14 protein-coding genes are annotated in these 24,134 nt (G+C 60.3%); 8 read left to right on the forward strand and 6 right to left on the reverse strand.

Annotated elements, in window-relative coordinates; genetic code table 11:
* The first annotated feature begins 272 nt into the window (after positions 1–272).
* Both rlmKL and LOY68_RS09690 read left to right on the forward strand, forming a co-directional pair.
* Entirely contained in the window at positions 273–2,543 is a 2,271-nt protein-coding gene (gene rlmKL / locus LOY68_RS09685) for a bifunctional 23S rRNA (guanine(2069)-N(7))-methyltransferase RlmK/23S rRNA (guanine(2445)-N(2))-methyltransferase RlmL (protein ID WP_265044285.1), read from the forward strand.
* 144 nt (positions 2,544–2,687) lie between these two features.
* A complete protein-coding gene (locus LOY68_RS09690; RefSeq protein ID WP_265044286.1) occupies positions 2,688–5,084 on the forward strand; it encodes a diguanylate cyclase in 2,397 nt (798 codons plus the stop codon).
* A 140-nt stretch (positions 5,085–5,224) separates the two neighbouring features.
* On the opposite strand, the gene dacB is transcribed toward LOY68_RS09690, so the two are convergent.
* Positions 5,225–6,685 carry a D-alanyl-D-alanine carboxypeptidase/D-alanyl-D-alanine-endopeptidase gene (gene dacB / locus LOY68_RS09695; RefSeq protein ID WP_163909203.1) on the reverse strand — a complete coding sequence of 487 codons (1,461 nt, stop codon included), beginning with the start codon at positions 6,683–6,685 and terminating at the stop codon, positions 5,225–5,227.
* A 234-nt stretch (positions 6,686–6,919) separates the two neighbouring features.
* Here dacB and LOY68_RS09700 point away from each other — a divergent pair, with 234 nt between their 5' ends.
* The gene (locus LOY68_RS09700; RefSeq protein WP_007896965.1) at positions 6,920–7,264 is read left to right on the forward strand and encodes a YggL family protein; all 345 of its coding nucleotides are present in this window, start codon (positions 6,920–6,922) and stop codon (positions 7,262–7,264) included.
* A gap of 143 nt (positions 7,265–7,407) precedes the next feature.
* On the opposite strand, the gene LOY68_RS09705 is transcribed toward LOY68_RS09700, so the two are convergent.
* A complete protein-coding gene (locus LOY68_RS09705; RefSeq protein ID WP_265044287.1) occupies positions 7,408–8,598 on the reverse strand; it encodes a benzoate/H(+) symporter BenE family transporter in 1,191 nt (396 codons plus the stop codon).
* A gap of 359 nt (positions 8,599–8,957) precedes the next feature.
* Between LOY68_RS09705 and LOY68_RS09710 the strand changes: the two genes are divergently transcribed.
* A complete protein-coding gene (locus LOY68_RS09710; RefSeq protein WP_054054029.1) occupies positions 8,958–9,722 on the forward strand; it encodes a GntR family transcriptional regulator in 765 nt (254 codons plus the stop codon).
* 183 nt (positions 9,723–9,905) lie between these two features.
* On the opposite strand, the gene guaD is transcribed toward LOY68_RS09710, so the two are convergent.
* The 4 genes from guaD to xdhA form a co-directional block, all read right to left on the reverse strand.
* The gene (guaD, locus tag LOY68_RS09715; protein WP_054054030.1) at positions 9,906–11,210 is read right to left on the reverse strand and encodes a guanine deaminase; all 1,305 of its coding nucleotides are present in this window, start codon (positions 11,208–11,210) and stop codon (positions 9,906–9,908) included.
* A 24-nt stretch (positions 11,211–11,234) separates the two neighbouring features.
* On the reverse strand, positions 11,235–12,080 hold the full coding sequence (gene xdhC, locus LOY68_RS09720) for a xanthine dehydrogenase accessory protein XdhC (protein WP_265044288.1): 846 nt from the start codon (positions 12,078–12,080) through the stop codon (positions 11,235–11,237).
* Positions 12,081–12,215: 135 nt separating this feature from the next.
* Positions 12,216–14,618 carry a xanthine dehydrogenase molybdopterin binding subunit gene (gene xdhB / locus LOY68_RS09725; RefSeq protein ID WP_163909207.1) on the reverse strand — a complete coding sequence of 801 codons (2,403 nt, stop codon included), beginning with the start codon at positions 14,616–14,618 and terminating at the stop codon, positions 12,216–12,218.
* Positions 14,611–16,065 (reverse strand): xanthine dehydrogenase small subunit, encoded by a 1,455-nt coding sequence (gene xdhA, locus LOY68_RS09730; RefSeq protein ID WP_163909208.1) that lies wholly within the window; start codon positions 16,063–16,065, stop codon positions 14,611–14,613. The genes xdhB and xdhA overlap by 8 nt, the downstream gene beginning before the upstream one ends.
* Before the next feature lie 265 nt (positions 16,066–16,330).
* Here xdhA and LOY68_RS09735 point away from each other — a divergent pair, with 265 nt between their 5' ends.
* The 4 genes from LOY68_RS09735 (at position 16,331) to ligA (ending at position 24,101) form a co-directional block, all read left to right on the forward strand.
* On the forward strand, positions 16,331–16,990 hold the full coding sequence (locus LOY68_RS09735) for a GntR family transcriptional regulator (RefSeq protein WP_265044289.1): 660 nt from the start codon (positions 16,331–16,333) through the stop codon (positions 16,988–16,990).
* A 2-nt stretch (positions 16,991–16,992) separates the two neighbouring features.
* The gene (smc, locus tag LOY68_RS09740; RefSeq protein ID WP_265044290.1) at positions 16,993–20,481 is read left to right on the forward strand and encodes a chromosome segregation protein SMC; all 3,489 of its coding nucleotides are present in this window, start codon (positions 16,993–16,995) and stop codon (positions 20,479–20,481) included.
* 258 nt (positions 20,482–20,739) lie between these two features.
* Positions 20,740–21,594, forward strand: coding sequence for a cell division protein ZipA (gene zipA, locus LOY68_RS09745; RefSeq protein WP_054054043.1), 855 nt, complete (start codon positions 20,740–20,742; stop codon positions 21,592–21,594).
* Between the two features lie 149 nt (positions 21,595–21,743).
* Complete coding sequence (gene ligA, locus LOY68_RS09750) at positions 21,744–24,101, forward strand: NAD-dependent DNA ligase LigA (protein WP_265044291.1); 2,358 nt, start codon at positions 21,744–21,746, stop codon at positions 24,099–24,101.
* The last annotated feature ends 33 nt before the right edge of the window (positions 24,102–24,134 follow it).

The following is a 24,134-nucleotide window of genomic DNA, read 5'->3' on the forward strand; positions in this document are numbered from 1 at the left end:
TATGATCAGCTCCGCGCTGTATGACGAGGTTAATCCTTTAGTGAGAATGACCCACGTTTGCGCTGGGGTACTATTCGACGAAGGGTCGCTTTATGACATTTTGTTGCTTCAACTATTTTATCTGCCCTGGCATCTAAGCTCTTTTAACCGAGCAGTCAGGGTGGGACGGCACACCTTCGTGCCACGCGGGCGCTCTTTTAGAAAAGCGCCTGATTGAAAACCGGACCGGCAATGCGTTGTCGGTTCACTTAGCCAAAGGCTCTGAAATTCCAATGTCCGATCAATTCGAAATCTTCCTCACTTGCCCTAAAGGCCTTGAAGGCCTGCTCATCGAGGAAGCCGTCGGGCTTGGCCTTGAAGAAGCGCGTGAACACACTTCTGCCGTGCGCGGCATGGCCACCATGGAAACCGCTTATCGCCTGTGCCTGTGGTCGCGTCTGGCGAACCGGGTGCTGCTGGTGCTCAAGCGATTCCCGATGAAGGACGCCGAAGACCTGTACCACGGCGTGCTCGACATCGAGTGGCAAGACCACATGCTCAACGACGGCACCCTGGCCGTCGAATTCAGCGGCCACGGCTCGGGCATCGACAACACTCACTTCGGCGCCTTGAAAGTAAAAGACGCCATCGTCGACAAACTGCGTACTCCGCAAGGCGACCGTCCGTCGATTGACAAGCTCAACCCGGACCTGCGAATTCACCTGCGCCTGGACCGTGGCGAAGCGATCCTCTCCCTCGACCTGTCCGGCCACAGCCTGCACCAGCGCGGCTATCGCTTGCAGCAGGGCGCCGCTCCGCTGAAGGAAAACCTCGCGGCGGCGATCCTGATTCGTTCCGGCTGGCCTCGCATTGCGGCCGAAGGCGGCGCGCTGGCTGACCCGATGTGCGGTGTGGGTACGTTCCTCGTCGAAGCGGCAATGATCGCCGCCGATATGGCACCGAACCTGCGTCGCGAGCAGTGGGGCTTTACCGCTTGGCTTGGCCACGTCCCGGCGCTGTGGAAAAAGCTCCACGAAGAAGCCACCGAGCGCTGCGCTGCTGGTTTGGCCAAGCCACCGCTGTGGATTCGCGGCTATGAAGCTGACCCACGCCTGATTCAACCGGGCCGCAACAACGTCGAACGTGCTGGCCTCAGCGAGTGGATCAAGATCTACCAGGGCGAAGTCGGCACGTTTGAGCCGCGTCCAGACCAGAACCAGAAAGGTCTGGTCATCTGCAACCCGCCGTACGGCGAGCGTCTGGGTGACGAGGCGAGCCTGCTCTATCTCTACCAGAACCTCGGCGAGCGCCTGCGTCAGGCGTGCCTGAACTGGGAAGCCGCAGTGTTCACCGGTGCGCCGGACCTCGGCAAGCGCATGGGCATCCGCAGCCACAAACAGTATTCGTTCTGGAACGGCGCGCTGCCGTGCAAACTGTTGCTGATCAAGGTCACCCCGGATCAGTTCGTCACCGGCGAGCGTCGCACCCCGGAACAGCGTCAGGTCGAGCGTGAGCAGGCTGAAGTCGAAGTCGCCGACAACGACGTCGCGCCGAGCAAGTACGAGAAGTACAACAAGAACGGCAACCCGATCAAACCGGCCCCGGTGGTGATCGAGCAACCGCGCTTGAGCGAAGGCGGGCAGATGTTTGCCAACCGCCTGCAAAAGAACCTCAAGGCCCTGGGTAAGTGGGTCAAGCGTGAAGGCATCGACTGCTATCGGGTGTATGACGCCGACATGCCGGAATACTCGATGGCCATCGATCTGTATCAGGATTGGGTCCACGTCCAGGAATACGCTGCGCCGAAGTCCATCGATCCGGAAAAAGCCTCGGCGCGGATGTTCGATGCCCTGGCCGCCATTCCGCAGGCGTTGAACATCGACAAGAGCCGCGTGGTGGTCAAGCGTCGCGAACGTCAGAGCGGCACCAAGCAGTACGAACGCCAGGCTGCGCAGGGCAAGTTCGTCGAGGTCAGTGAAGGCGGCGTGAAGCTGCTGGTCAACCTCACCGACTATCTCGACACCGGGCTGTTCCTCGATCACCGGCCAATGCGCATGCGCATCCAGAAAGAGGCCGAGGGCAAACGCTTCCTCAATCTGTATTGCTACACCGCGACCGCCAGTGTCCACGCAGCCAAGGGCGGCGCGCGCAGCACCACCAGCGTCGACTTGTCGAAAACCTACCTGGACTGGGCTCGTCGCAACCTGTCGCTGAACGGTTTCTCCGACAAGAACCGTCTGGAGCAGGGCGATGTGATGGCTTGGCTGGATGCCTGCCGTGACGAGTACGACCTGATCTTCATCGATCCGCCGACCTTCTCCAACTCCAAGCGCATGGAAGGGATCTTCGACGTGCAGCGTGACCAGGTGCAGCTTATTGACCTGGCCATGGCGCGCCTGGCGCCGGGCGGCGTGTTGTACTTCTCCAACAACTTCCGCAAGTTCGTGCTGGAGGAGAACCTCACCACCCGTTACGCGGTCGAGGAAATTACCGACAAGACCATTGATCCGGACTTTGCCCGCAACGGCAAGATCCATCGTGCCTGGAAAATCACGGCCCGCTGACACTTGATTTGATTGGATCCACAGAGCCTTGATTTTTAAAGGCTCTTGGATTCTTTCAGGGCTGGCCAAATTAGTGGCTAATAGCTATAACTCAACCCATGGCCAATGGGCTTTTCCGGCACCTGGCGTTTTGAGTTGCGTTTTATGTCGTTGCACGCCGTGCGCCCCAAGATCCTGGGTTTTATCAGCGAAGACGTCTCGGCCTGGCTGGTCGCGATGCTGGTATTGCTCGCTGGCGGGATTCTCACGGGATTGCTGGCCTGGGCGACGCTGAATCTGTTTCACCATCAATTGCGGCAACGCTTCCAACTGCTGGCCAGTGAACGTTACAGCCGTATCGAAGAACGTTTCGAAGATCAGGAGCAGCGCCTCGACGGCCTGCGTCGGTTTTTCGCTAATTCCGATTCGGTGTCCCGCACCGAATTCGACGGTTACACCCAACCTTTATTGCAGCGCACCCAGGCGTACTCGTTCGCCAAGCGCGTGACGCGTGAAGAGCGCCCGGCGTTTGAACAAGAGGTGCGTGAAGAAGGGCTGAGCGACTTTTCCATTCGCGAACTCAATCCTGCCGGCGAACTGCAACTCGCGGCCGAGCGCGACGAGTACGTGGTGGTGCTTTATAGCCAGACCCAAAGTCGTCTCGGTTCGCCGCTGGGCTACGACCTGCAGGCCCAGCCGTTGCGCCGCGCCACTCTGGAACGGGCGGATCGGGGCAGCATGGCGGTGTCGCAACCGATGCACCTGGTGAATGTCGAGCCGACCTATGCCCGTGGGGTGCTGCTGGTTGCACCGGTCAATCGTCGGCAAAGTACGGAAGCGACGACGGACAAGCCCTTCGGCTACGTCATGGCGGTGATCAGCATGCGTCAGTTGCTGGCCGACGGCCTGCCGGAGGCCGGACGCGATTATCTGTCGGTGCGCATTCTCGACCTGTCCACCAGCGATCAACACGAAGTGCTGTTTGAATCGACGAATCCGCCGGCCGCCAGTGAGCTGACCGCGAGTCGCCTGCTGCGCCTGGCCGACCACGACTATCAAGTGGACATTCAGCCCAGCGAGGCGTTTCTGGCGGCCAACCATTCTTCGGTGAGCAGTCTGGTGGTGCTCGGTGGCCTGCTCAGCCTGTTGCTCAGCGCCTTGCTCTACGTGTTAGTCAGCCAGCGGCAACGGGCGTTGAAAATGGTCGAGCAGCGCACCGAGGAATTGCGCGCCCGCGAGCAGGAATTGCGCGGCACCCATGGCCAGTTGCGCGGCGTGCTGAACGCCGCGACCCAAGTGGCGATCATTGCCACCGACCTGCGCGGGGTCATCAGCACCTTCAACGCCGGCGCCGAACAGATGCTCGGCTATAGCGCCGCCGACGTGGTCGGGCGCATGACCCTGGAAAACCTGCATTTCCCTCGGGAGCTGGTGGCCCGTTCGGCGGAGTTGAGCGCGCGTTACGGCAAGCTGATCCCGACTTGCCAGGCGATGCTGGTCGAGGGCGGCGAGGAGGGGGGGCACGAAGCCCGCGAGTGGACGCTGGTGCGTCAGGATGGCAGCCACCTGACGGTGAACATGCTGGCCACCCCGGTGCTGGATGAGCAGGGGTTGTGGGTCGGGCATCTGGCAATCTGCATCGACATCACCGAGCGTAAACGTGTCCACGAAGCCCTGGCAGCGCGGGACTTGCTGCTGAAGAAACTCAGCGCCCATGTGCCGGGCGGCATTTATCAATTCAAGATGGAGTTCGACGGGCGTTTCAGTGTGATCTACGCCAGTGACGGCATCCGCGACATCTATGAACTTGAGCCGGAAGTGTTGCTGCTCAACGCCGAAGCGATCTTCACCCGGATTCATCCACAGGATTCGACCCGGGTCCGCGCCTCGATCCGCGCCTCGGCGGACACCCTTAGCCCGTGGCGCGAGGAATACCGCGTGCAACTGCCCGTGGGCGGCCTGCGTTGGGTGCGCGGCGAGGCGACCCCCGAGGAATTGCCCGGTGGCGGTGTGCTCTGGCACGGCTACATCTCGGACATCTCCGATCTGAAGCGGGTTGAAGAGGAGTTGCGGGCGCTATCGGTGACCGACTCTTTGACCGGCATTCATAACCGCCGCTACTTCCAGGAGCGCCTCACCACTGAAATGGCCCGGGTCGAACGCGGCGGCGGCGAGTTGTCGGTGATCATGCTCGATATTGACCATTTCAAACGCATCAACGACCAGCATGGCCATGCGGTGGGCGACCGGGTGTTGCAAGCGGTGTGCGAGCGCATCGGCCATCGCCTGCGCCGCACCGACGTATTCTGCCGCCTGGGCGGCGAGGAGTTCATGGTGCTGTGCCCGGACATCAACGGCGAACACGCGCATGTCCTGGCTTTGCAGTTGTGGCAAGCGCTGCGCAGCTCGCCGATTGAAGGCGTCGGCACGGTGACCGCGAGTTTCGGGATCGCCAGTTGGCAAGTCGGCGAAGGTGCGGACGCGCTGCTGCTGCGGGCGGATTCGGGGGTGTACGCGGCGAAGCAGGCGGGCAGGGATCGGGTTGAGGTGCAGCTTCATTAGGCCGGAATGCACACAATCCATTGTGGGAGCGGGCTTGCTCGCGAAGAGGGCGTGTCAGTCGACATTAATGTTGAATGACAAATCGCTTTCGCGAGCAAGCCCGCTCCCACATTTGATCTCCAGTGTTTTGGAGAATCGGGTTACAACACCGAAGCCGTTGCCGCCACTTTCGGCTGGCGATACAGGTCCAGCAGCACCTGATCCAGCACAGAAGAAGCGCCAAACGGTGCCTTGTCGTTGAGGATCGCCACCACGGCCCAGGTGTTGCCATTGACGTCGCGGCTGAAGCCCGAGATCGCGCGCACGGTGTTCAGGGTACCGGTCTTGATGTGCGCTTCGCCGCGCATGGCGGTGGTCTTCAGGCGTTTTCGCATGGTGCCGTCGGTGCCGGCGATCGGCAGCGAGCTGATGAACTCGGCGGCGTACGGACTGTGCCAAGCGGCTTGCAGCATGCCGGCCATTTCACGCGCGCTCACCCGTTCGGCGCGGGACAGGCCGGAACCGTTCTCCATCACCAGGTGCGGCGCGGTGATGCCTTTCTGGGCCAGCCACTGGCGCACGATACGCTGGGCAGCCTTGGCATCATCGCCATCGGCATCGTTGCGAAACTTCTGGCCCAGGCTCAGGAACAACTGCTGAGCCATGGTGTTGTTGCTGTATTTGTTGATGTCGCGGATGATTTCCGCCAGGTCCGGCGAGAACGCCCGCGCCAGCACCTTGGCGTCTTTTGGCGTCGCGCCCAGCACATCCTTGCCCTGGATGCTGCCACCCAGTTCTTTCCAGATCGCGCGCACGGCGCCGGCGGTGTAGGTCGCGTGGTCGAGCAACGACAGGTAGGTCTGCGAGCTGCAACCGTCGCCCAATTGGCCGCCGACCGTCACGGTCACGCTGCCATCGGCCTGAGTCACCGGGTTATAGCGCACGCCACCGGTGCATTGCTTGGAATTGATCGCCTTGACCTGATTGTCGATGTTGATCGTCGCAATCGGCGGCTCCACCGACACCAGCACTCTGCCGTTATCGTTGCGCGCCACAAAGCGCAAGGCCTTGAGGTTGACCATCAGCGAGTCGGGCTTGACCAGGAACGGCTTGTTCTCGTCATTGCCGTCGTCATTGAATTCCGGCAATTGCGGCTGCACGAAGAAGCTGCGGTCCAGCACCAGGTTGCCGGTGACTTGGGTCACGCCGTTGGCCCGCAGGTCGCGCATCAGCAGCCAGAGTTTTTCCATGTTCAGCTTCGGATCGCCGCCACCCTTGAGGTAGAGGTTGCCATTGAGGATGCCGCCGCTGAGGGTGCCGTCGGTGTAGAACTCGGTTTTCCACTGATGATTCGGGCCGAGCATTTCCAGGGCCGCATACGTGGTGACCAGTTTCATGGTCGAAGCCGGGTTGACTGAGACGTCCGCATTGTAAATGGTCGGGGTGCCGGGGCCGTCGAGCGGGAGCATCACCAGGGACAGGGCGCTGTCCTGCAACTTGCTGGCCTTGAGGGCTTTTTCAACGTTGGGCGTCAGCGAGGTATTGATCTGAGCAGCGGAAACCGGGAGGGCCAGGGGCAGAAGAAGACTGGCGAGTAACAGTGGACGCAAAGATTTGATCATATGAAGTAAAACCCTACGGGCGAGGGGGAAAAAGGCGAGGGCATGAAGATAAAATCCCTCAGTGGTCATGAAAGTGTCGGCATTATGCCCCAAGGTGACGCGGCGTGTGCCAAGCCCCGGCCCTCTAATTCGCTATTTTTTTACCGACGGTAGGCAGGTGCCCGCCGTGAAACGGGCAATTGGCGCCTTAAACTGCTAAAGTGCCGCCCGTTATTACTTATGAGGATTGTTCCAATGGCGACTAACCGTTCCCAGCGTCTGCGCAAAAAACTGTGCGTCGATGAATTTCAAGAGCTGGGTTTCGAACTGAACCTGGATTTCAAAGAAGATTTGGCTGATGAAGCCATTGATGCTTTCCTCGACGCGTTCCTGAAAGAAGCCATGGAAGCCAACGGTCTGGGTTATGTTGGCGGCGACGACTTCGGTCTGGTTTGCCTGCAGAAACGTGGCTCGGTGTCCGAAGAGCAGCGTGCAGCTGTTGAAGCCTGGCTCAAGGGCCGCAGCGAACTGACCGAAGCAACCGTCAGCCCGCTGATCGACGTCTGGTACCCGGAAAAGCCGATCAATCCGGTAGCTTGATGTTCTAAAAAACGGCGACCTTAAGGTCGCCGTTTTTTTAAGCTCAAAAGATCGCAGCCTCGTTGCACTCGACAGCTCCTACATTGGAATGCGTTTATCCTGTAGGAGCTGTCGAGTGCAACGAGGCTGCGATCTTTTGCTTTTCAGGCCTTGCGCCAATTCAAAATCAACAACGTCAACACCCCCGCGACAATCCCCCAGAACGCCGATCCGATGGAAAACAGCGTCAGCCCCGACGCCGTGACCATGAAGGTCACCAGCGCCGCTTCCCGCTCCTTCACTTCGCTCATCGCAATGCTCAGGCCATTGATGATCGAACCGAACAGCGCCAGCGCCGCAATCGACAGCACCAGTTCTTTCGGCAACGCGGCAAACAACGCCGCCAGCGTCGCGCCGAACACCCCGGCAATCCCGTAGAAAATCCCGCACCAGACCGCCGCGGTGTAGCGCTTGTTGCGATCTTCATGGGCATGCGGTCCGGTGCAGATCGCCGCGCTGATCGCCGCGAGGTTGATGCCGTGGGAGCCGAACGGTGCCAGCAGCAACGAAGTGATTCCGGTAGTGGTGATCAGCGGCGAGGCCGGCACATTATAGCCGTCGGCGCGCAACACGGCGATGCCGGGCATGTTCTGTGAGGTCATCGCCACCACGAACAGCGGGATGCCGATGCTGATGGTCGCGGCCAGGGAGAAGTGCGGCGTGGTCCAGACCGGCGTCGCCAATTCCAAATGGAAACCGCTGAAATCCAGCAGCCCCATGAATCCGGACAGCGCCGTGCCGATCAACAGCGCGGCGAGCACCGCATAACGCGGCGACAGGCGCTTGACCACCAGGTAGGTGAAGAACATGGCCAGCACCAGTGCCGTGCGATGCTGAGCCGCGACGAAAATCTCGCTGCCGATCTTGAACAGAATCCCCGCCAGCAGCGCCGCCGCCAGCGACGCCGGGATCTTTTTCACCAGCCGTTCAAAGCTGCCGGTCAGGCCGCAAATCGTTACCAGCACCGCGCAGGTGATGTAGGCGCCGATGGCTTCGCCGTAGGTCACACCGCCCAGGCTAGTGATCAGCAACGCCGCGCCGGGCGTGGACCAGGCAATGGTGATCGGCGTGCGATAACGCAACGACAAGCCGATCGAACAGATCGCCATGCCGATCGAGATCGCCCAGATCCACGAGGAAATCTGCCCGCTGGACAGGCCCGCCGCTTGCCCGGCCTGAAACATCAGGACCAGGGAACTGGTGTAGCCGGTCATCATGGCGATGAAACCGGCGACGATGGCCGAAGGCGACGTGTCGGCCAAGGGGCGCAGTTGCGATTGCGTGGCGTCGTTCATGACAGCGGTGTTCCTTGTTCTGGTGAAGATGCTGTAACAACACTGAACCCTTGTGGGAGCGGGCTTGCTCGCGAAGGCGTCGGCACATCCAACATCAATGTCGACTGACACGCCGCCTTCGCGAGCAAGCCCGCTCCCACAGGGGAGATTGCATTTCAGCGGCGGATTCCGGGTTCAAGCCTAAACTCAAATGTAACGGACCGTTGCAATACAGCCGTGGCCGCAATCAGCCATACAGTCGTGTTGCCACCATCCATTGTGTACAATCGCGGTGTTTTTTACGCGATACTTGCCAGCGACCCACTGTGCCGTATTACAGTCACGGTCTATTCGCCGCAGTTCTCCCGACTCGAGTGCCCATGAACGAACAGTTGCAGCCCCTAAAGAAACAACCGCGAGCAGGCAAAGCCGGCCGCAGCGGTACCCAGGACGATATTGTCTACGCGCATATCTTCGAGGCCATCCTCGAACAGCGCCTGGCGCCCGGCACCAAGTTGAGCGAAGAAGCGCTGGGGGAAATTTTCGGGGTCAGCCGCACCATCATTCGCCGCGCACTGTCGCGCCTGGCGCATGAAGGCGTGGTATTGCTGCGGCCGAACCGTGGCGCGGTCGTCGCCAGCCCGAGCGTCGAAGAGGCCCGTCAGGTATTCCTGGCCCGCCGTCTGGTGGAGCGCGCGATCACCGAACTGGCGGTGCAGCACGCTACCGCCGAGCAGATTGCCGAGCTGCGCCAAATGGTCAATGACGAACGCGACAGCTTTTCCCGTGGCGATCGCGGCGCCGGCATCCGTCTGTCGGGCGAATTTCACCTGAAACTCGCCGAAGCAGCGAAGAACGCACCGCTGATCAGCTTCCAGCGCAGCCTGGTGTCCCAGACCTCGTTGATCATCGCCCAGTACGAAAGCGGCAATCGCTCGCACTGTTCTTACGATGAACACACCCAGTTGATCGACGCGATCGAAGCGCGCAACGGTGAGCTGGCGGTGGACCTGATGATGCATCACATGGATCACATCGACAGCAAACTCAACCTCGACGAAGAAAGCGCGTCGGATGATTTGCATGCGGTGTTCTCGCATTTGTTGCAGACCAAGAAGCCAGGGCGGTCGACCGCGAAGCTCTGATTGTCGAGTACAGCTGAAAAGATCGCAGCCTCGTTTCACTCGACAGCTCCTACATTGGAGTTCGTAATCCTGTAGGAGCTGTCGAGTGAAACGAGGCTGCGATCTTTTGATCTTGCCAACAGGCAATAAAAATCCCCCGGGGCTATACAGCCGCGGGGGATTTTTTTTATGCCCGAAAGAACCTCAGCGCTGATGCACCAATGTCCCCGCCGCATACGTCTGCAACACCGTCCGGTCATCCCCCAGCGTCATCAACACAAACAACGTCTCGGCAATGTTATTCGCCTGCTTCAAGCGATAGCTCAGCAGCGGCGTGGCGTTGTAATCCAGCACCAGGAAGTCCGCATCGGTGCCCGGGTGCAGCGTACCGATCTTGTCTTCAAGACGCAGCGCCCGCGCACCACCGAGGGTCGCCAGGTACAGCGATTTGAACGGGCTCAGCCGCGCGCCTTGCAGTTGCATGACCTTGTACGCTTCGTTCAACGTTTGTAGCAGCGAGAAACTGGTGCCGCCGCCCACGTCCGTGCCCAGACCGACATTCAGTTTGTGCTTCTCGGCCATCGGCAAGTTGAACAAGCCGCTGCCGAGGAAGAAGTTCGAGGTCGGGCAGAAGGCAATCGCCGAACCGGTTTCTGCCAGCCGCGCGCACTCGTCGTCGCACAGGTGCACGCCGTGGGCGAACACCGAGCGTTCGCCCAGCAATTGGTAGTGATCGTAAACGTCGAGGTAGCCCTTGCGCTCCGGGAACAGTTCCTTGACCCACTCGACTTCTTTCAGGTTTTCGCTGATGTGGGTCTGCATGTACAAGTCAGGGTATTCGCCGAGCAACTGGCCGGCGAGGGTCAGTTGTTCCGGGGTGCTGGTCGGGGCGAAACGCGGGGTGACCGCGTAGTGCAAGCGGCCCTTGCCGTGCCAGCGCTCGATCAGCGCCTTGCTTTCCACGTAGCTGGATTCGGCGGTGTCGGTCAGGTAGTCCGGCGCGTTGCGGTCCATCATCACCTTGCCGGCGATCATCCGCAGGTCCAGCTGCTGCGCGGCCTCGAAGAACGAGTTCACCGATTGTGGATGCACGCTGCCGAACACTAGCGCGGTGGTGGTGCCGTTGCGCAGCAGTTCCTTGATGAAAATGTCCGCCACTTCATCGGCGTGGGCCTTGTCGGCGAACTGGCTTTCGCATGGAAAGGTGTAAGTGTTGAGCCAATCCAGCAGTTGCTCGCCATAAGCACCGACCATCCCGGTTTGCGGCAAGTGGATGTGGGTGTCGATCAGGCCTGGGGTGATCAGCGCGTCCTGATAATGCGTGATCTCGATGTCTGCCGGCAGCGTCGACAACAGCTCGGTGGCGTGACCGATGGCGCTGATCTGGCCGTTCTCGACTACCAGCAGGCCGTCCTCGAAATACTCATAGGAGGCTTCGATCCCCACTTCGGCAGGGTCGGCGATGCTGTGCAGGATGGCGGCGCGGTAGGCTTTGCGAGTGAAAGGCATGTAGGTTCCCGGTTTCTAGGCTTATCAATTAGAGGCTTGGCTGCGGCGTGAAGCAGGCAGCAGTTTGGCAATCGATGATCCGGCGCTGGCGGTCTGCTGGCCGAAATTCGCGTTATAGGTGGCGATGATTTCGCCGGCGATGGAGACGGCGATTTCCACAGGCAACTTGCCTTTGACTTCGCCGATGCCCATCGGGCAGCGCATGCGTTGCAGCACGTCGCTGTCGAAACCGCGATCACGCAGGCGATGTTCGAACTTCACCCGTTTGGTCTTCGAACCGATCAGGCCGAAGTAGGTGAAATCGTTGCGCTTGAGGATCGCGGTGGTGAGTTCGAGGTCGAGCTGGTGGTTGTGGGTCATGACGATGCAGTAGCTGCCGGCGGGCAAATTATCGATTTCATCCACCGGTTCTTCGGCGACGATTTTGCGCACGCCGTGGGGGATCTGTTCGGGGAATTCCGCTTCGCGGGAATCAATCCAGCGCACCCGGCAGGGCAGGCTGGCGAGCAGCGGTACCAGCGCGCGGCCGACATGCCCGGCACCGAACACGGCGATCTGCGCCTGGACCTGGCCCATCGGTTCGAACAGCAACACGGTCACGCCGCCGCAGCACTGACCGAGGCTGGCGCCGAGGCTGAAGCGCTCCAGGTGCGTGTCCTGCTTGCCGCTGGCGAGCATCTCGCGGCCGATCTGCATGGCTTTGTATTCCAGATGCCCGCCACCGATGGTGTCGAAGGTCTGGTGGGCGCTGATGACCATTTTCGAACCGGCATTGCGTGGCGTCGAGCCGAGCTCTTCGATGATGGTCACCAACACGCAGGGTTCACCCTGGGATTGCAGGTCGGCGAGGGCGTCGATCCAGTTGTACATGTTTCACCTCGACATCTTTGTTGTCTGTTCGGGCCTCTTCGCGGGCAAGCCTCGCTCCTACGGGATTGCGTTGATCGTGCGACCACGATCAATCCTGTAGGAGCGAGGCTTGCCCGCGAAGGCCGCACCTCGGTATCAGAGCGAAGCCAACTCCGCAGGCTCAGCCTCGACAGCCTTCGCCACCTTCAACTGGCGCATCTGCTCACACCCCCACAACACCCGCTCCGGGGTCGCCGGCGCATCGATCTTCGGTTGATGCTTGTAGTCCCCGAGACTGGCCACCGCGTCCTTGATCGCACACCACGAAGCGATGCCGAGCATGAACGGCGGCTCGCCCACAGCCTTGGAATGGAACACCGTGTCTTCCGGGTTCTTGCGGTTTTCCACCAGCTTCACCCGCAGGTCCAGCGGCATGTCCGCCACGGCCGGGATCTTGTAGCTCGCCGGGCCGTTGGTCATCAGTTTGCCTTTGTTGTTCCACACCAGTTCTTCCATGGTCAGCCACCCCATGCCCTGGATGAAACCGCCCTCGACCTGGCCGATGTCGATGGCCGGGTTCAGCGAGGCGCCGACGTCGTGGAGGATGTCGGTACGCAGCATCTTGTACTCGCCGGTCAAGGTGTCGACGATCACTTCGCAGCACGCCGCGCCAAAGGCGTAGTAGTAGAACGGACGCCCCCGTGCCTGGCTACGGTCATAGAAGATTTTCGGAGTCTTGTAGAACCCGGTGCTCGACAACGAAACCTGAGCGAAATACGCCTGCTGGATCAACGCTTCAAAGGTCAGGATGTGATCGCGAACCCGTACGTGACCGTTGTGGAATTCCACGTCTTCTTCGCTGACTTTGTAGTGGCGCGCAGCGAATTCCACCAGGCGTTGCTTGATGATTTCCGCAGCGTTCTGCGCAGCTTTACCGTTGAGGTCGGCACCGCTGGACGCGGCGGTCGGCGAGGTGTTTGGCACCTTGTCGGTGTTGGTCGCGGTGATCTGCACGCGGTCCATTTCTACCTGGAACACTTCGGCCACGACTTGCGCGACTTTGGTGTTCAGGCCCTGGCCCATCTCGGTGCCGCCGTGGTTCAAATGGATGCTGCCGTCGGTGTAGACATGCACCAGCGCACCGGCCTGATTGAGGAAGCTCGCGGTGAACGAAATACCGAATTTCACCGGGGTCAGCGCCAGGCCTTTTTTCAGGATCGGGCTGTTGGCGTTGTAGCGACGGATCGCTTCGCGGCGCTCGGCGTACTGGCTGCTTTCTTCCAGTTCGGCGGTCATTTCCTCGAGCATGTTGTGCTCGACGGTCTGGTAGTAATGGGTAACGTTGCGCTCGGTCTTGCCGTAGTAGTTGGCCTTGCGCACGGCCAGCGGATCGAGGGCCAGATGCCGGGCAATCGCGTCCATGACTTCTTCGATCGCGACCATGCCTTGCGGGCCGCCGAAGCCACGGTAGGCGGTGTTCGATGCGGTGTTGGTTTTGCAGCGGTGACCGTTGATGGTCGCGTCGCCCAGGTAGTACGAGTTGTCGGCGTGGAACATCGCACGGTCGACAATCGACGCCGACAAGTCCGGCGAGCAACCGCAGTTGCCGGCCAGTTCCAACGCGATACCGTGCAGGCGACCGGTGCTGTCGAAACCGACGTCATACTCGACGTAGAACGGGTGACGCTTGCCGGTCATCAGCATGTCTTCGACCCGGGGCAGGCGCATCTTGGTCGGCTGGCCTGTGAGGTGCGCGACCACCGCGCAGAGACAAGCAGGGCTCGCGGCCTGGGTTTCCTTGCCACCGAAACCACCGCCCATGCGGCGCATGTCGACGACGATTTTGTTCATCGACACGTCGAGCACTTCAGCCACCAGCTTCTGCACTTCGGTCGGGTTTTGCGTGGAGCAGTAGACGATCATCCCGCCGTCTTCAGTCGGCATCACCGAAGAGATCTGGGTTTCGAGGTAGAAGTGTTCCTGGCCGCCGATGTGCAGCGTGCCTTGGATGCGGTGTTCGGCAGTCGCCAAAGCACCGGCGGAATCGCCGCGCTGATGGGTGTGGCTGTCGAGCACGAAGTGGCGTTTGCGCAAGGCTTCGACCACGTCGAGCACCGGCTCCAGATCTTCGTATTCGATGATCGCGGCCATCGCTGCTTTGCGTGCGGTTTCCAGATCTTTCGCGGCGACGGCAAGCACCGGTTGTCCGACGAATTGCACATCATCGATGGCCAGCAGCGGATCACCCGGCAGCAGCGGACCGATGTCTTTCAGGCCCGGCACGTCTTCGTGGGTGATGGCGATGCGCACGCCTTCGAAGGCGTAGCACGGCTTGGTGTCGATGCTGATGATCTTCGCGTGGGCGCGGTCCGACAGGCGTGCGTAAACGTGCAGTTGATTCGGGAATTCCAACCGGTCGTCGATGTACTGCGCTTCGCCGGACACGTGCTTGGCGGCGCTGTCGTGCTTGACGCTACGGCCGACACCGGTGGTCAGGTCCTTGGCGAACAGTTCAGCCAGTTCGGCTTGGGTCTTCTCTACAGCGTGATGATTAGACATAAGCGGTCACCCGAGTCTCGATGTGCGGCGTTTGCAGTTCGATGAAGTATTTGCGCAGCAGGTTTTGCGCGCTGAGCAAGCGATATTCCTTGCTGGCGCGGAAGTCCGAGAGCGGCGTGAAATCATCGGCCAGGGCGGCGCAGGCGCGTTCGACCAACGCGCTATTGAACGGCGCGCCGATCAGCACGGTTTCGCAATGGGCGGCGCGTTTCGGGATTGCGGCCATGCCGCCGAAAGCGATGCGGGCGTCGGTGATGACGCCGTTCTCCACGCGCAGATTGAACGCGGCGCAGACTGCAGAAATGTCATCGTCCAGGCGCTTGGAAACCTTGTACGCACGGAACAGTTGTTCAGCGCTGGCACGCGGCACAATGATCTTTTCGATGAATTCGCTTTCCTGACGCGCCGTCACTTTGTAATCGATGAAGTAATCGTCGAGGTTCAGCGTGCGTCGGGTTTCACCCTTGCACAACACAACCTGCGCGCCGAGCGCGATCAGCAGCGGTGGCGAGTCACCAATCGGCGAAGCGTTGCCGATGTTGCCGCCCAGGGTGCCCTGATTGCGGATTTGCAGCGACGCGAAACGGTGCAGCAGTTCGCCAAAATCCGGGTACTCGGCGTTCAGCGCTTCGTAGCAGTCGGACAATGCGGTGGCGGCGCCGATTTCGATGCGGTCGTCAAAGGTTTCGATGCGCTTCATCTCGGCGACGTTGCCGACGTAGATCATTACCGGCAAGGTGCGGTGGAATTGCGTGACTTCCAGCGCCAGATCAGTGCCGCCGGCCAGCAACCGCGCCTGTGGATAAGCGTCGTAGAGGTCGGCCAGGTCGGCGACGGTCAGCGGCACCAGGCAGCGCTTGTCGCCACTGTTGAGTTCGCCGATGTCGGTGGGGGCGATGGCTTTCAGGCGGGCGATGGTGTCGGCCTCGCGAGCGTCAAACTGGTCCGGTTGCTTGCCGCAGCAGGACTGTTCGGCGGCTTGCAGGATCGGCCGATAACCGGTGCAACGGCAGAGGTTGCCGGCCAGCGCTTCGTGGGCTTTATGGGAATCCGGTTCGTCGCTGTTCTTCTGCAGCGCGAACAGCGACATCACGAAGCCTGGCGTACAGAAGCCGCACTGCGAGCCGTGGCACTCGACCATGGCTTTCTGCACGCTGTGCAGTTCGCCTTGGTGCTTGAGGTCTTCGACGCTGATCAATTGTTTGCCGTGCAGCGACGAAACGAACGTCAGGCACGAGTTGAGGCTGCGATAGCGAATGTGTTCGCGGCCGTCGTCATCCGTTTGCAACTCGCCAACCACCACGGTGCACGCGCCACAGTCACCGCTGGCGCAGCCTTCTTTGGTGCCGGGTTTGCCCACATGGTCGCGCAAGTAATTGAGCACGGTCAGGTTCGGGTCCAGGGCGTGCTCGCTACGGAGTTCCTGGTTTAGTAAAAACTGGATCACGGAAGGCCTCGCAGACTCATTATTGTTGTTAACCGATTGAGCCGAATTTATCAGGTCTGACTTTTCGGTCAATGATTTTCTGACTTAAAGGTCAGGAAAACCCGTTTTGGCGATCAACAGTACGTTTCATCAGTATTGACCCTGACTCGAAAGCTTGCTTTTTGCTTAATTCGTGCCAAAAACCGCCGGGTGGGCACTCCGCCATGACGTACCAATTGCGCTACACTGCGCCGCTTGTGCAGATCGAAGAGTTTGAAGGACAACCATGACGTTCAAGGCGCCGGACAGCCTCGCCGAGCAAATCGCTCACCACCTCGCCGAACGTATCATTCGCGGCGAAATGAAGCCGGGAGAGCGCATCCAGGAACAGAAGGTCACGCTGGCCCTCAATGTCAGCCGCGGTTCGGTCCGTGAGGCTTTGCTGATCCTCGAGCGCCGCCACCTGATCGCGATCCTGCCGCGACGTGGCGCCCACGTGACCGAACTGACCGCGCACAAGGTCCAGAGCCTGTGCACGCTGATGAGCGAGTTGTACATCTTGCTCGGCAACGCCGTGGCCACTGGCTGGCAAGTCCAGGCCGACCTGGCGCCGTTCGTGCAGATTCAGCAGCGCCTCACCGCCAGCTACGAGCGTCAGGACATCCGCACGTTCGTCGACGACAGCTTCAACGTGATGCGCGCGGCGTATCCGTTCGCCAACAATCCGTACTTGCAGGAAACCGTCGAGAACCTGCAACCGGCCATGAGCCGCGCGTATTTCCTCGCCCTGGAGCAACGCAAGGCCGAGATGAGCGAATTCCTGGAGCTGTTCGAGCGCTTGCTCGCAGCCGTGATCGCCCGTGACTTCCCGCAGATCCGCGTGGTGCTGACGGCGTATGCCCAGCGCAGCTGTGATCTGGTGGTTTCCGCCCTGACGGACGCTTAAGCGTGCGGCTCAAGTGCATCAAACTGGCGGGGTTCAAATCCTTCGTCGACCCGACCACGGTGAACTTCCCCAGTAACATGGCGGCGGTGGTCGGGCCCAATGGTTGCGGCAAGTCGAACATCATCGACGCCGTGCGTTGGGTGATGGGCGAGAGCTCGGCCAAGAACCTGCGCGGCGAGTCGATGACCGACGTCATCTTCAACGGCTCGACCAGCCGTAAGCCGGTGAGCCAGGCGAGTATCGAACTGGTGTTCGATAACTCCGACGGCACCCTGGTTGGCGAATACGCCGCCTACGCGGAAATCTCGATTCGCCGCAAAGTCACCCGCGACAGCCAGAACAGCTATTACCTCAACGGCACCAAATGCCGTCGTCGCGACATCACCGATATCTTCCTCGGCACCGGCCTGGGCCCGCGCAGCTACTCGATCATCGAGCAGGGCATGATCTCCAAGCTGATCGAAGCCAAACCCGAAGATCTGCGTAACTTTATTGAAGAAGCGGCGGGGATCTCCAAGTACAAGGAGCGCCGGCGCGAGACTGAAAACCGCATCCGCCGCACCCACGAAAACCTGGCGCGCCTGACCGACTTGCGCGAAGAGCTTGAGCGTCAACTCGAGCGCTTGCATCGTCAGGCCGAGTCGGCCAAGAAGTATCAGGAATACAAAGGCGAGGAGCGTCAGCTCAAGGCCCAGTTGTCGGCCCTGCGCTGGCATGCGTTGAACGAACAGGTCGGGCAGCGCGAAGCCGTCATCGGCAATCAGGAAATCACTTTCGAAGCGTTAGTCGCTGAACAGCGCAATGCCGATGCCGCGATTGAGCGCTTGCGTGACGGTCACCATGACCTGTCCGAGCGCTTCAATCTGGTGCAGGGGCGTTTCTATTCGGTCGGTGGCGACATCGCCCGGGTCGAGCAGAGCATCCAGCACGGCCAGCAGCGCTTGCGCCAGTTGCAGGACGATTTGAAGGAAGCCGAGCGTGCGCGTCTGGAAACCGAATCGCACCTGGGCCACGACCGCACCTTGCTGCTGACCCTCGGCGAAGAGCTGGACATGCTCACGCCGGAGCAGGAAGTCACCAGCGCCGCCGCCGAAGAGGCCGCCGCCGCGCTGGAAGAATCCGAAACCACCATGCACGCCTGGCAAGAGCAGTGGGACACGTTCAACCTCACCGCCGCCGAACCGCGTCGTCAGTCTGAAGTGCAGCAGTCGCGAATCCAGCAACTGGAAACCAGTATGGAGCGCCTGGCTGATCGTCAGAAGCGTCTGGGCGAGGAGCGAGCGTTGCTTTCGGCCGACCCGGAAGATGCGGCGATCATGGAACTCAGCGAGCAGCTCGCTGAATCCGAAGCGACGCTTGAGGATTTGCAGACCAGTGAACAAGCTCAGGTCGAAAAGCTTGAACAACTGCGTCAGGAATTGCAGCACGCATTGACCGCGCAGCAACAGGCGCAGGGCGATTTGCAGCGCCTCAATGGTCGGCTTGCGTCCCTTGAGGCCTTGCAGCAAGCCGCGCTCGATCCGGGCACCGGCACTGCCGAATGGTTGCGTGAACAGAATCTGGCAGAGCGTCCGCGACTGGCCGAAGGTTTGAAGGTCGAGGCCGGTTGGGAGCTGGCGGTGGAAACCGTGCTCGGTGCCGACCTGCAAGCGGTGTTGGTCGATGACTTCGGCGATTTCGATCTGGCCGGGTTTTCCCAGGGCGATCTGCGCTTGCTCAGCCCCGCCAGCGATGGCGTGCGCGTGGCCGGCAGTTTGCTCGATAAGGTCGAAGCGCAGATCGATCTGTCGCCGTGGCTGGGGCAGGTCAAACCGGTGGACAGTCTCGAGCAGGCCTTGGCCTCACGCGCTCAATTGAAGCCTGGCGAAAGCCTGATCAGCCGCGATGGTTACTGGGTCGGTCGACACTTTTTACGCGTGCGTCGCGCCAGTGAAGCGGAAAGCGGCGTGCTCGCCCGTGGTCAGGAAATCCAGCAACTGGGCCTTGAGCGCGAAGAGCGCGAAGCTTCTGTCGAAACCCTGGAAACCCAGCTGCAAAACTTGCGGGCGCAACAGCGTCAGCAGGAAAACGGTCGCGAACATTTGCGCCGTCTGCTGCAAGACGAAGCCCGTCAGCAAGGTGAATTGAAAGCGCAGTTGTCCGCCGGCAAAGCCAAGGCTGAACAACTGACCCTGCGCCGTACGCGTCTCGACGAAGAACTCACCGAGCTCGGCGAACAGCGAGCACTGGAGCACGAAAACATCGGCGAAGCGCGCCTGCAATTGCAGGAAGCGCTCGACAGCATGGCGCTGGACATCGAGCAGCGCGAGTTGCTGCTGGCCCAGCGTGACAGCTTGCGTGAACGCCTCGACCGGGTGCGTCAGGAAGCCCGGCAGCACAAGGATCACGCGCATCAATTGGCGGTGCGACTGGGTTCGCTCAAGGCGCAACACGATTCGACGCGCCAGGCCCTTGAGCGTCTGGAGATGCAGTCCGAGCGCCTGACCGAGAAGCGCGAGCACCTCAGTCTGAACCTGGAGGAGGGTGAGGCGCCGCTGGAAGAGCTGCGCCTCAAACTCGAAGAGTTGCTCGACAAACGCATGACTGTCGACGAAGAACTCAAGACCGCGCAAACCGCCATGGAAGATGCCGACCGCGAATTGCGCGATGCCGAGAAACGCCGCAATCAGGCCGAGCAGCAATCGCAATTGATCCGCGGCCAACTCGAGCACCAGCGCATGGAATGGCAAGCCCTGACCGTGCGGCGCAAGACCCTCGAAGATCAATTGCTGGAAGACGGCTACGACCTTCACGGCGTGATCGCAACCCTGGTGGCCGAGGCCAACGAGAAAGAGGCCGAGGAAGAACTGGAACGCATTGCCGCGCGCATTGCGCGACTCGGTGCGATCAACCTCGCGGCCATCGACGAATACACGCAACAATCCGAGCGTAAACGTTATCTGGATGCGCAGAACGACGATCTGGTGGAAGCGCTGGATACGTTGGAAAACGTGATTCGCAAGATCGACAAAGAGACGCGCAACCGCTTCAAAGATACCTTTGATCAGATCAATGCCGGAATTCAGGCACTTTTCCCAAAAGTTTTCGGTGGCGGCAGCGCGTATTTGGAACTGACGGGCGAAGATCTACTCGATACAGGGGTAACGATCATGGCGCGACCGCCAGGAAAGAAGAACAGCACCATCCATTTGCTCTCCGGTGGCGAAAAAGCCCTGACCGCACTGGCCCTGGTTTTTGCGATCTTCAAGTTGAATCCGGCGCCGTTCTGCATGCTCGATGAAGTTGACGCGCCACTGGATGACGCTAACGTTGGACGCTACGCACGGCTGGTCAAAGAGATGTCGCAGACGGTGCAGTTCATCTATATCACCCACAACAAGATCGCCATGGAAATGGCTGATCAGCTAATGGGGGTGACGATGCACGAGCCGGGTTGCTCACGCTTGGTGGCAGTGGATGTCGAGGAGGCGATGGCGATGGTGGATGCTTGAGTCGTTAGCTGTAGGGCAAGTATTCAGGAGCTGTAGGCTTATTTACTCCCCCTTTACTTGCTGGCCAATCGACATATTCGCTGAAGCCATTGTGACAGACGGTGTAAAGTTGCCTTTGGTCGTGCTAGTTTAATGTCAATTTTTCGTATACGTGGGCAAAACGCCTGTCAGAACATAGAGTTGGCGCCACGTTTTAAAGCGGTTTGCACGTTGTAAACCCCTTATTTTTCAGCATTTTTTATAGAGGCACGGGATTACATGGAAATCGGTCTGCGCGAGTGGCTGATCGTCATCGGCATTATTGTCATTGCCGGTATTCTTTTCGATGGCTGGCGCCGTATGCGCGGCGGCAAGGGAAAACTGAAGTTCCGTCTTGATCGAAGTCTGTCCAACCTGCCGGACGAGGACACCAGCGCCGAGCTGTTGGGCCCGCCACGGGTGCTGGATACACATAAAGAGCCGCAGCTGGACGAGCATGATCTGCCGTCGGTGAGCATGCCGGCCCGGGAACCCCGTGAGTCGGGTTCCAAGCGCGGCAAGCGTGGCCATGCCGAGCCTTCCCAGGGCGACATGAACCTCAGCCTGGACCTGGACGGCGGCCCGAGCTTCAGCAGCCGTGATGACGATTTCCCGGATGACACCAAGGCTTCGCCTGCTGTCAGCGATAAAGAACAACCGCAAGCCGAAGAAGTGCTGGTGATCAGCGTGATCTGCCGCGACGCCGCCGGCTTCAAAGGCCCGGCGCTGTTGCAGAACATTCTGGAAAGCGGTCTGCGTTTCGGCGAGATGGATATTTTCCACCGCCACGAAAGCATGGCTGGCAACGGTGAAGTGCTGTTCTCCATGGCCAATGCGGTCAAGCCGGGCATTTTTGATCTGGACGACATCGACCATTTCAGCACCCCGGCGGTGAGTTTCTTCCTCGGCCTGCCAGGCCCTCGTCATCCGAAGCAAGCCTTCGACGTGATGGTGGCTGCAGCGCGCAAACTGTCCCAGGAGCTGAACGGCGAACTGAAAGACGACCAGCGCAGCGTGCTGACTGCCCAGACGATTGAGCACTACCGTCAGCGCATCGTCGAGTTCGAACGTCGCGCACTGACCCAGAAACGATAAAGGCAAAAGATCGTAGCCTCGTTTCACTCGACAACTCCTACAGGGATCGATTTTCCGCAGGAGCTGTCGAGTGAAACGAGGCTGCGATCTCTTGATCTTGATGAGATTGAGCAGCCTCGGCTGCTCTTTTGCTTTGTGAGAGAACACCCATGACCGCCGCCAAAACCCGCATTCTAGAGCTGCGTGCTGAGCTGGATCAGCACAACTATCGCTATCACGTGATGGACGAGCCGAGCATTCCGGACGCCGAGTACGACCGGTTGTTCCATGAGCTCAAGGCCCTCGAAGCGGCCAATCCCGAACTGATCACCAGCGACTCGCCGACCCAGCGCGTCGGCAGCGCAGCGCTGTCGGCGTTCACCCAGGTGCGCCATGAAGTGCCGATGCTCAGCCTCGGCAACGCCTTCGAAGAAACCGACATGCGCGAGTTCGATCGCCGTGTCACCGAAGGCCTGGACCTGCCGACCGGTGATCTGTTTGGCGGTGGCGCGGCGGTGGAGTACAGCTGCGAACCGAAACTCGATGGCCTGGCGGTCAGCCTGTTGTATCAGGACGGTGTGCTGGTACGCGGCGCCACACGCGGCGACGGCACCACCGGCGAAGACATCAGCGTCAACGTGCGCACCGTGCGCAACATCCCGCTCAAACTGCACGGCAGCGGCTGGCCGGCGACCCTGGAAGTGCGCGGCGAAGTGTTCATGTCCAAGGCCGGTTTCGAACGGCTCAACGCCACGCAACTGGAAGTCGGCGGCAAGACTTTCGCCAACCCGCGAAACGCCGCGGCCGGCAGCTTGCGCCAGCTGGATTCGAAGATCACCGCCAACCGTCCATTGGAATTCTGCTGCTACGGCATCGGCCAGATTTCGGCTGACATAGCTGACACTCACATCGGCAATCTCAAGCAGTTGCAGGTCTGGGGCATGCCGATCAGTCATGAGCTGAAACTGGCGCACGGCATCGGCGAATGCCTGGATTACTACCGCGACATCGGCGAGCGCCGCAATGCGCTGGGCTATGAAATCGATGGCGTGGTGTTCAAGGTCAACAGCATTGCCTCGCAGCGTGAACTGGGTTTCCGTGCCCGCGAGCCGCGTTGGGCGATCGCGCATAAATTTCCGGCGATGGAAGAACTCACCGAGTTGCTCGATGTGGAATTTCAGGTCGGCCGCACCGGCGCCGTCACGCCGGTCGCACGCTTGAAACCGGTGAAGGTCGCCGGCGTGACCGTGGCCAATGCGACGTTGCACAACATGGACGAAGTGGCGCGTTTGGGCTTGATGATCGGCGACACCGTGATCATCCGCCGCGCGGGCGATGTGATTCCGCAAGTGGTGCAAGTGGTCCTTGAGCGTCGTCCGGAAAATGCCCGGGCGGTGCAGATTCCCGAACAGTGCCCGGTGTGCGGCTCGCACGTCGAGCGCACGCAACTGGTCAAGCGCAGCAAAGGTCGCGAGACCGTCAGCGAAGGCGCGGTGTATCGCTGCGTCGGGCGTCTGGCCTGCGGCGCTCAACTGAAGCAGGCGATCATCCATTTCGTCTCCCGTCGTGCCATGGACATCGAAGGCCTGGGCGACAAGAGCGTCGAGCAATTGGTCGATGAAGGCCTGGTGAGTTCGCCGGCTGATCTGTATGCGCTGAAGTTCGAAGACATTGTCGACCTGGAAGGCTTTGCCGAGCTGTCGAGTAAGAAACTGCTCGGCGCCATCGAAGACAGCAAGCAGCCGAGCCTGGCGCGTTTCATCTACGCCCTCGGGATTCCCGATGTCGGCGAAGAGACCGCCAAGGTGCTGGCGCGCTCCCTGGGCTCGCTGGAGCGGGTTCAACAGGCGTTGCCGCAAGTGTTGACGTACTTGCCGGATGTCGGCCTGGAAGTGGCGTATGAGATTCACAGTTTCTTCGAAGATGCGCATAACCAGCAGGTGATCGAGGAACTGCTCAAACACGGTTTGCAGATTCAGGATCAGGGCGAGTTAGGCGCCGAGTTTTCCGCGAGCACCACCCTCGGCGGGTTCCTCGACAAGCTGCACATTCCATCGGTGGGGCCGGGCGGGGCGCAGAAACTGGCGGACAGGTTTGGCTCGCTGGAAGGTGTGATGAACGCCGATTGGTTGGATATGCGTCAAGCGTTGCCGGAGAAACAGGCGAATTCCGTTCGGGAGTTTTTTGCGATTGAGGAAAATCGTAAGCGTTCGATTACTGCGGAGGTGCAATTGTCCAAATTCGGCATGCACTGGCAGAGCGAGAAGAAAGTCGTCGAAGGCTTGCCGCTGGCTGGGCAGACCTGGGTGCTGACCGGTTCGCTGGAATTGATGAGCCGCGATGTGGCCAAGGACAAGCTTGAGAGCCTTGGCGCGAAGGTGGCGGGCTCGGTGTCGGCCAAGACGCATTGCGTGGTGGCGGGGCCGGGTGCCGGATCGAAGTTGGCCAAGGCCAATGAGCTAGGGTTGAAGGTGCTGGATGAGGAAGCGTTTGTCGACTTCCTGAAGGAATACGGTATCGACGTTTAAGATCGCCAGGATCGCAGCCTTCGGCAGCTCCTA

The organism is Pseudomonas sp. B21-053 (genome assembly GCF_026016365.1).
Taxonomy (GTDB): Bacteria; Pseudomonadota; Gammaproteobacteria; order Pseudomonadales; family Pseudomonadaceae; genus Aquipseudomonas; species Aquipseudomonas nunensis.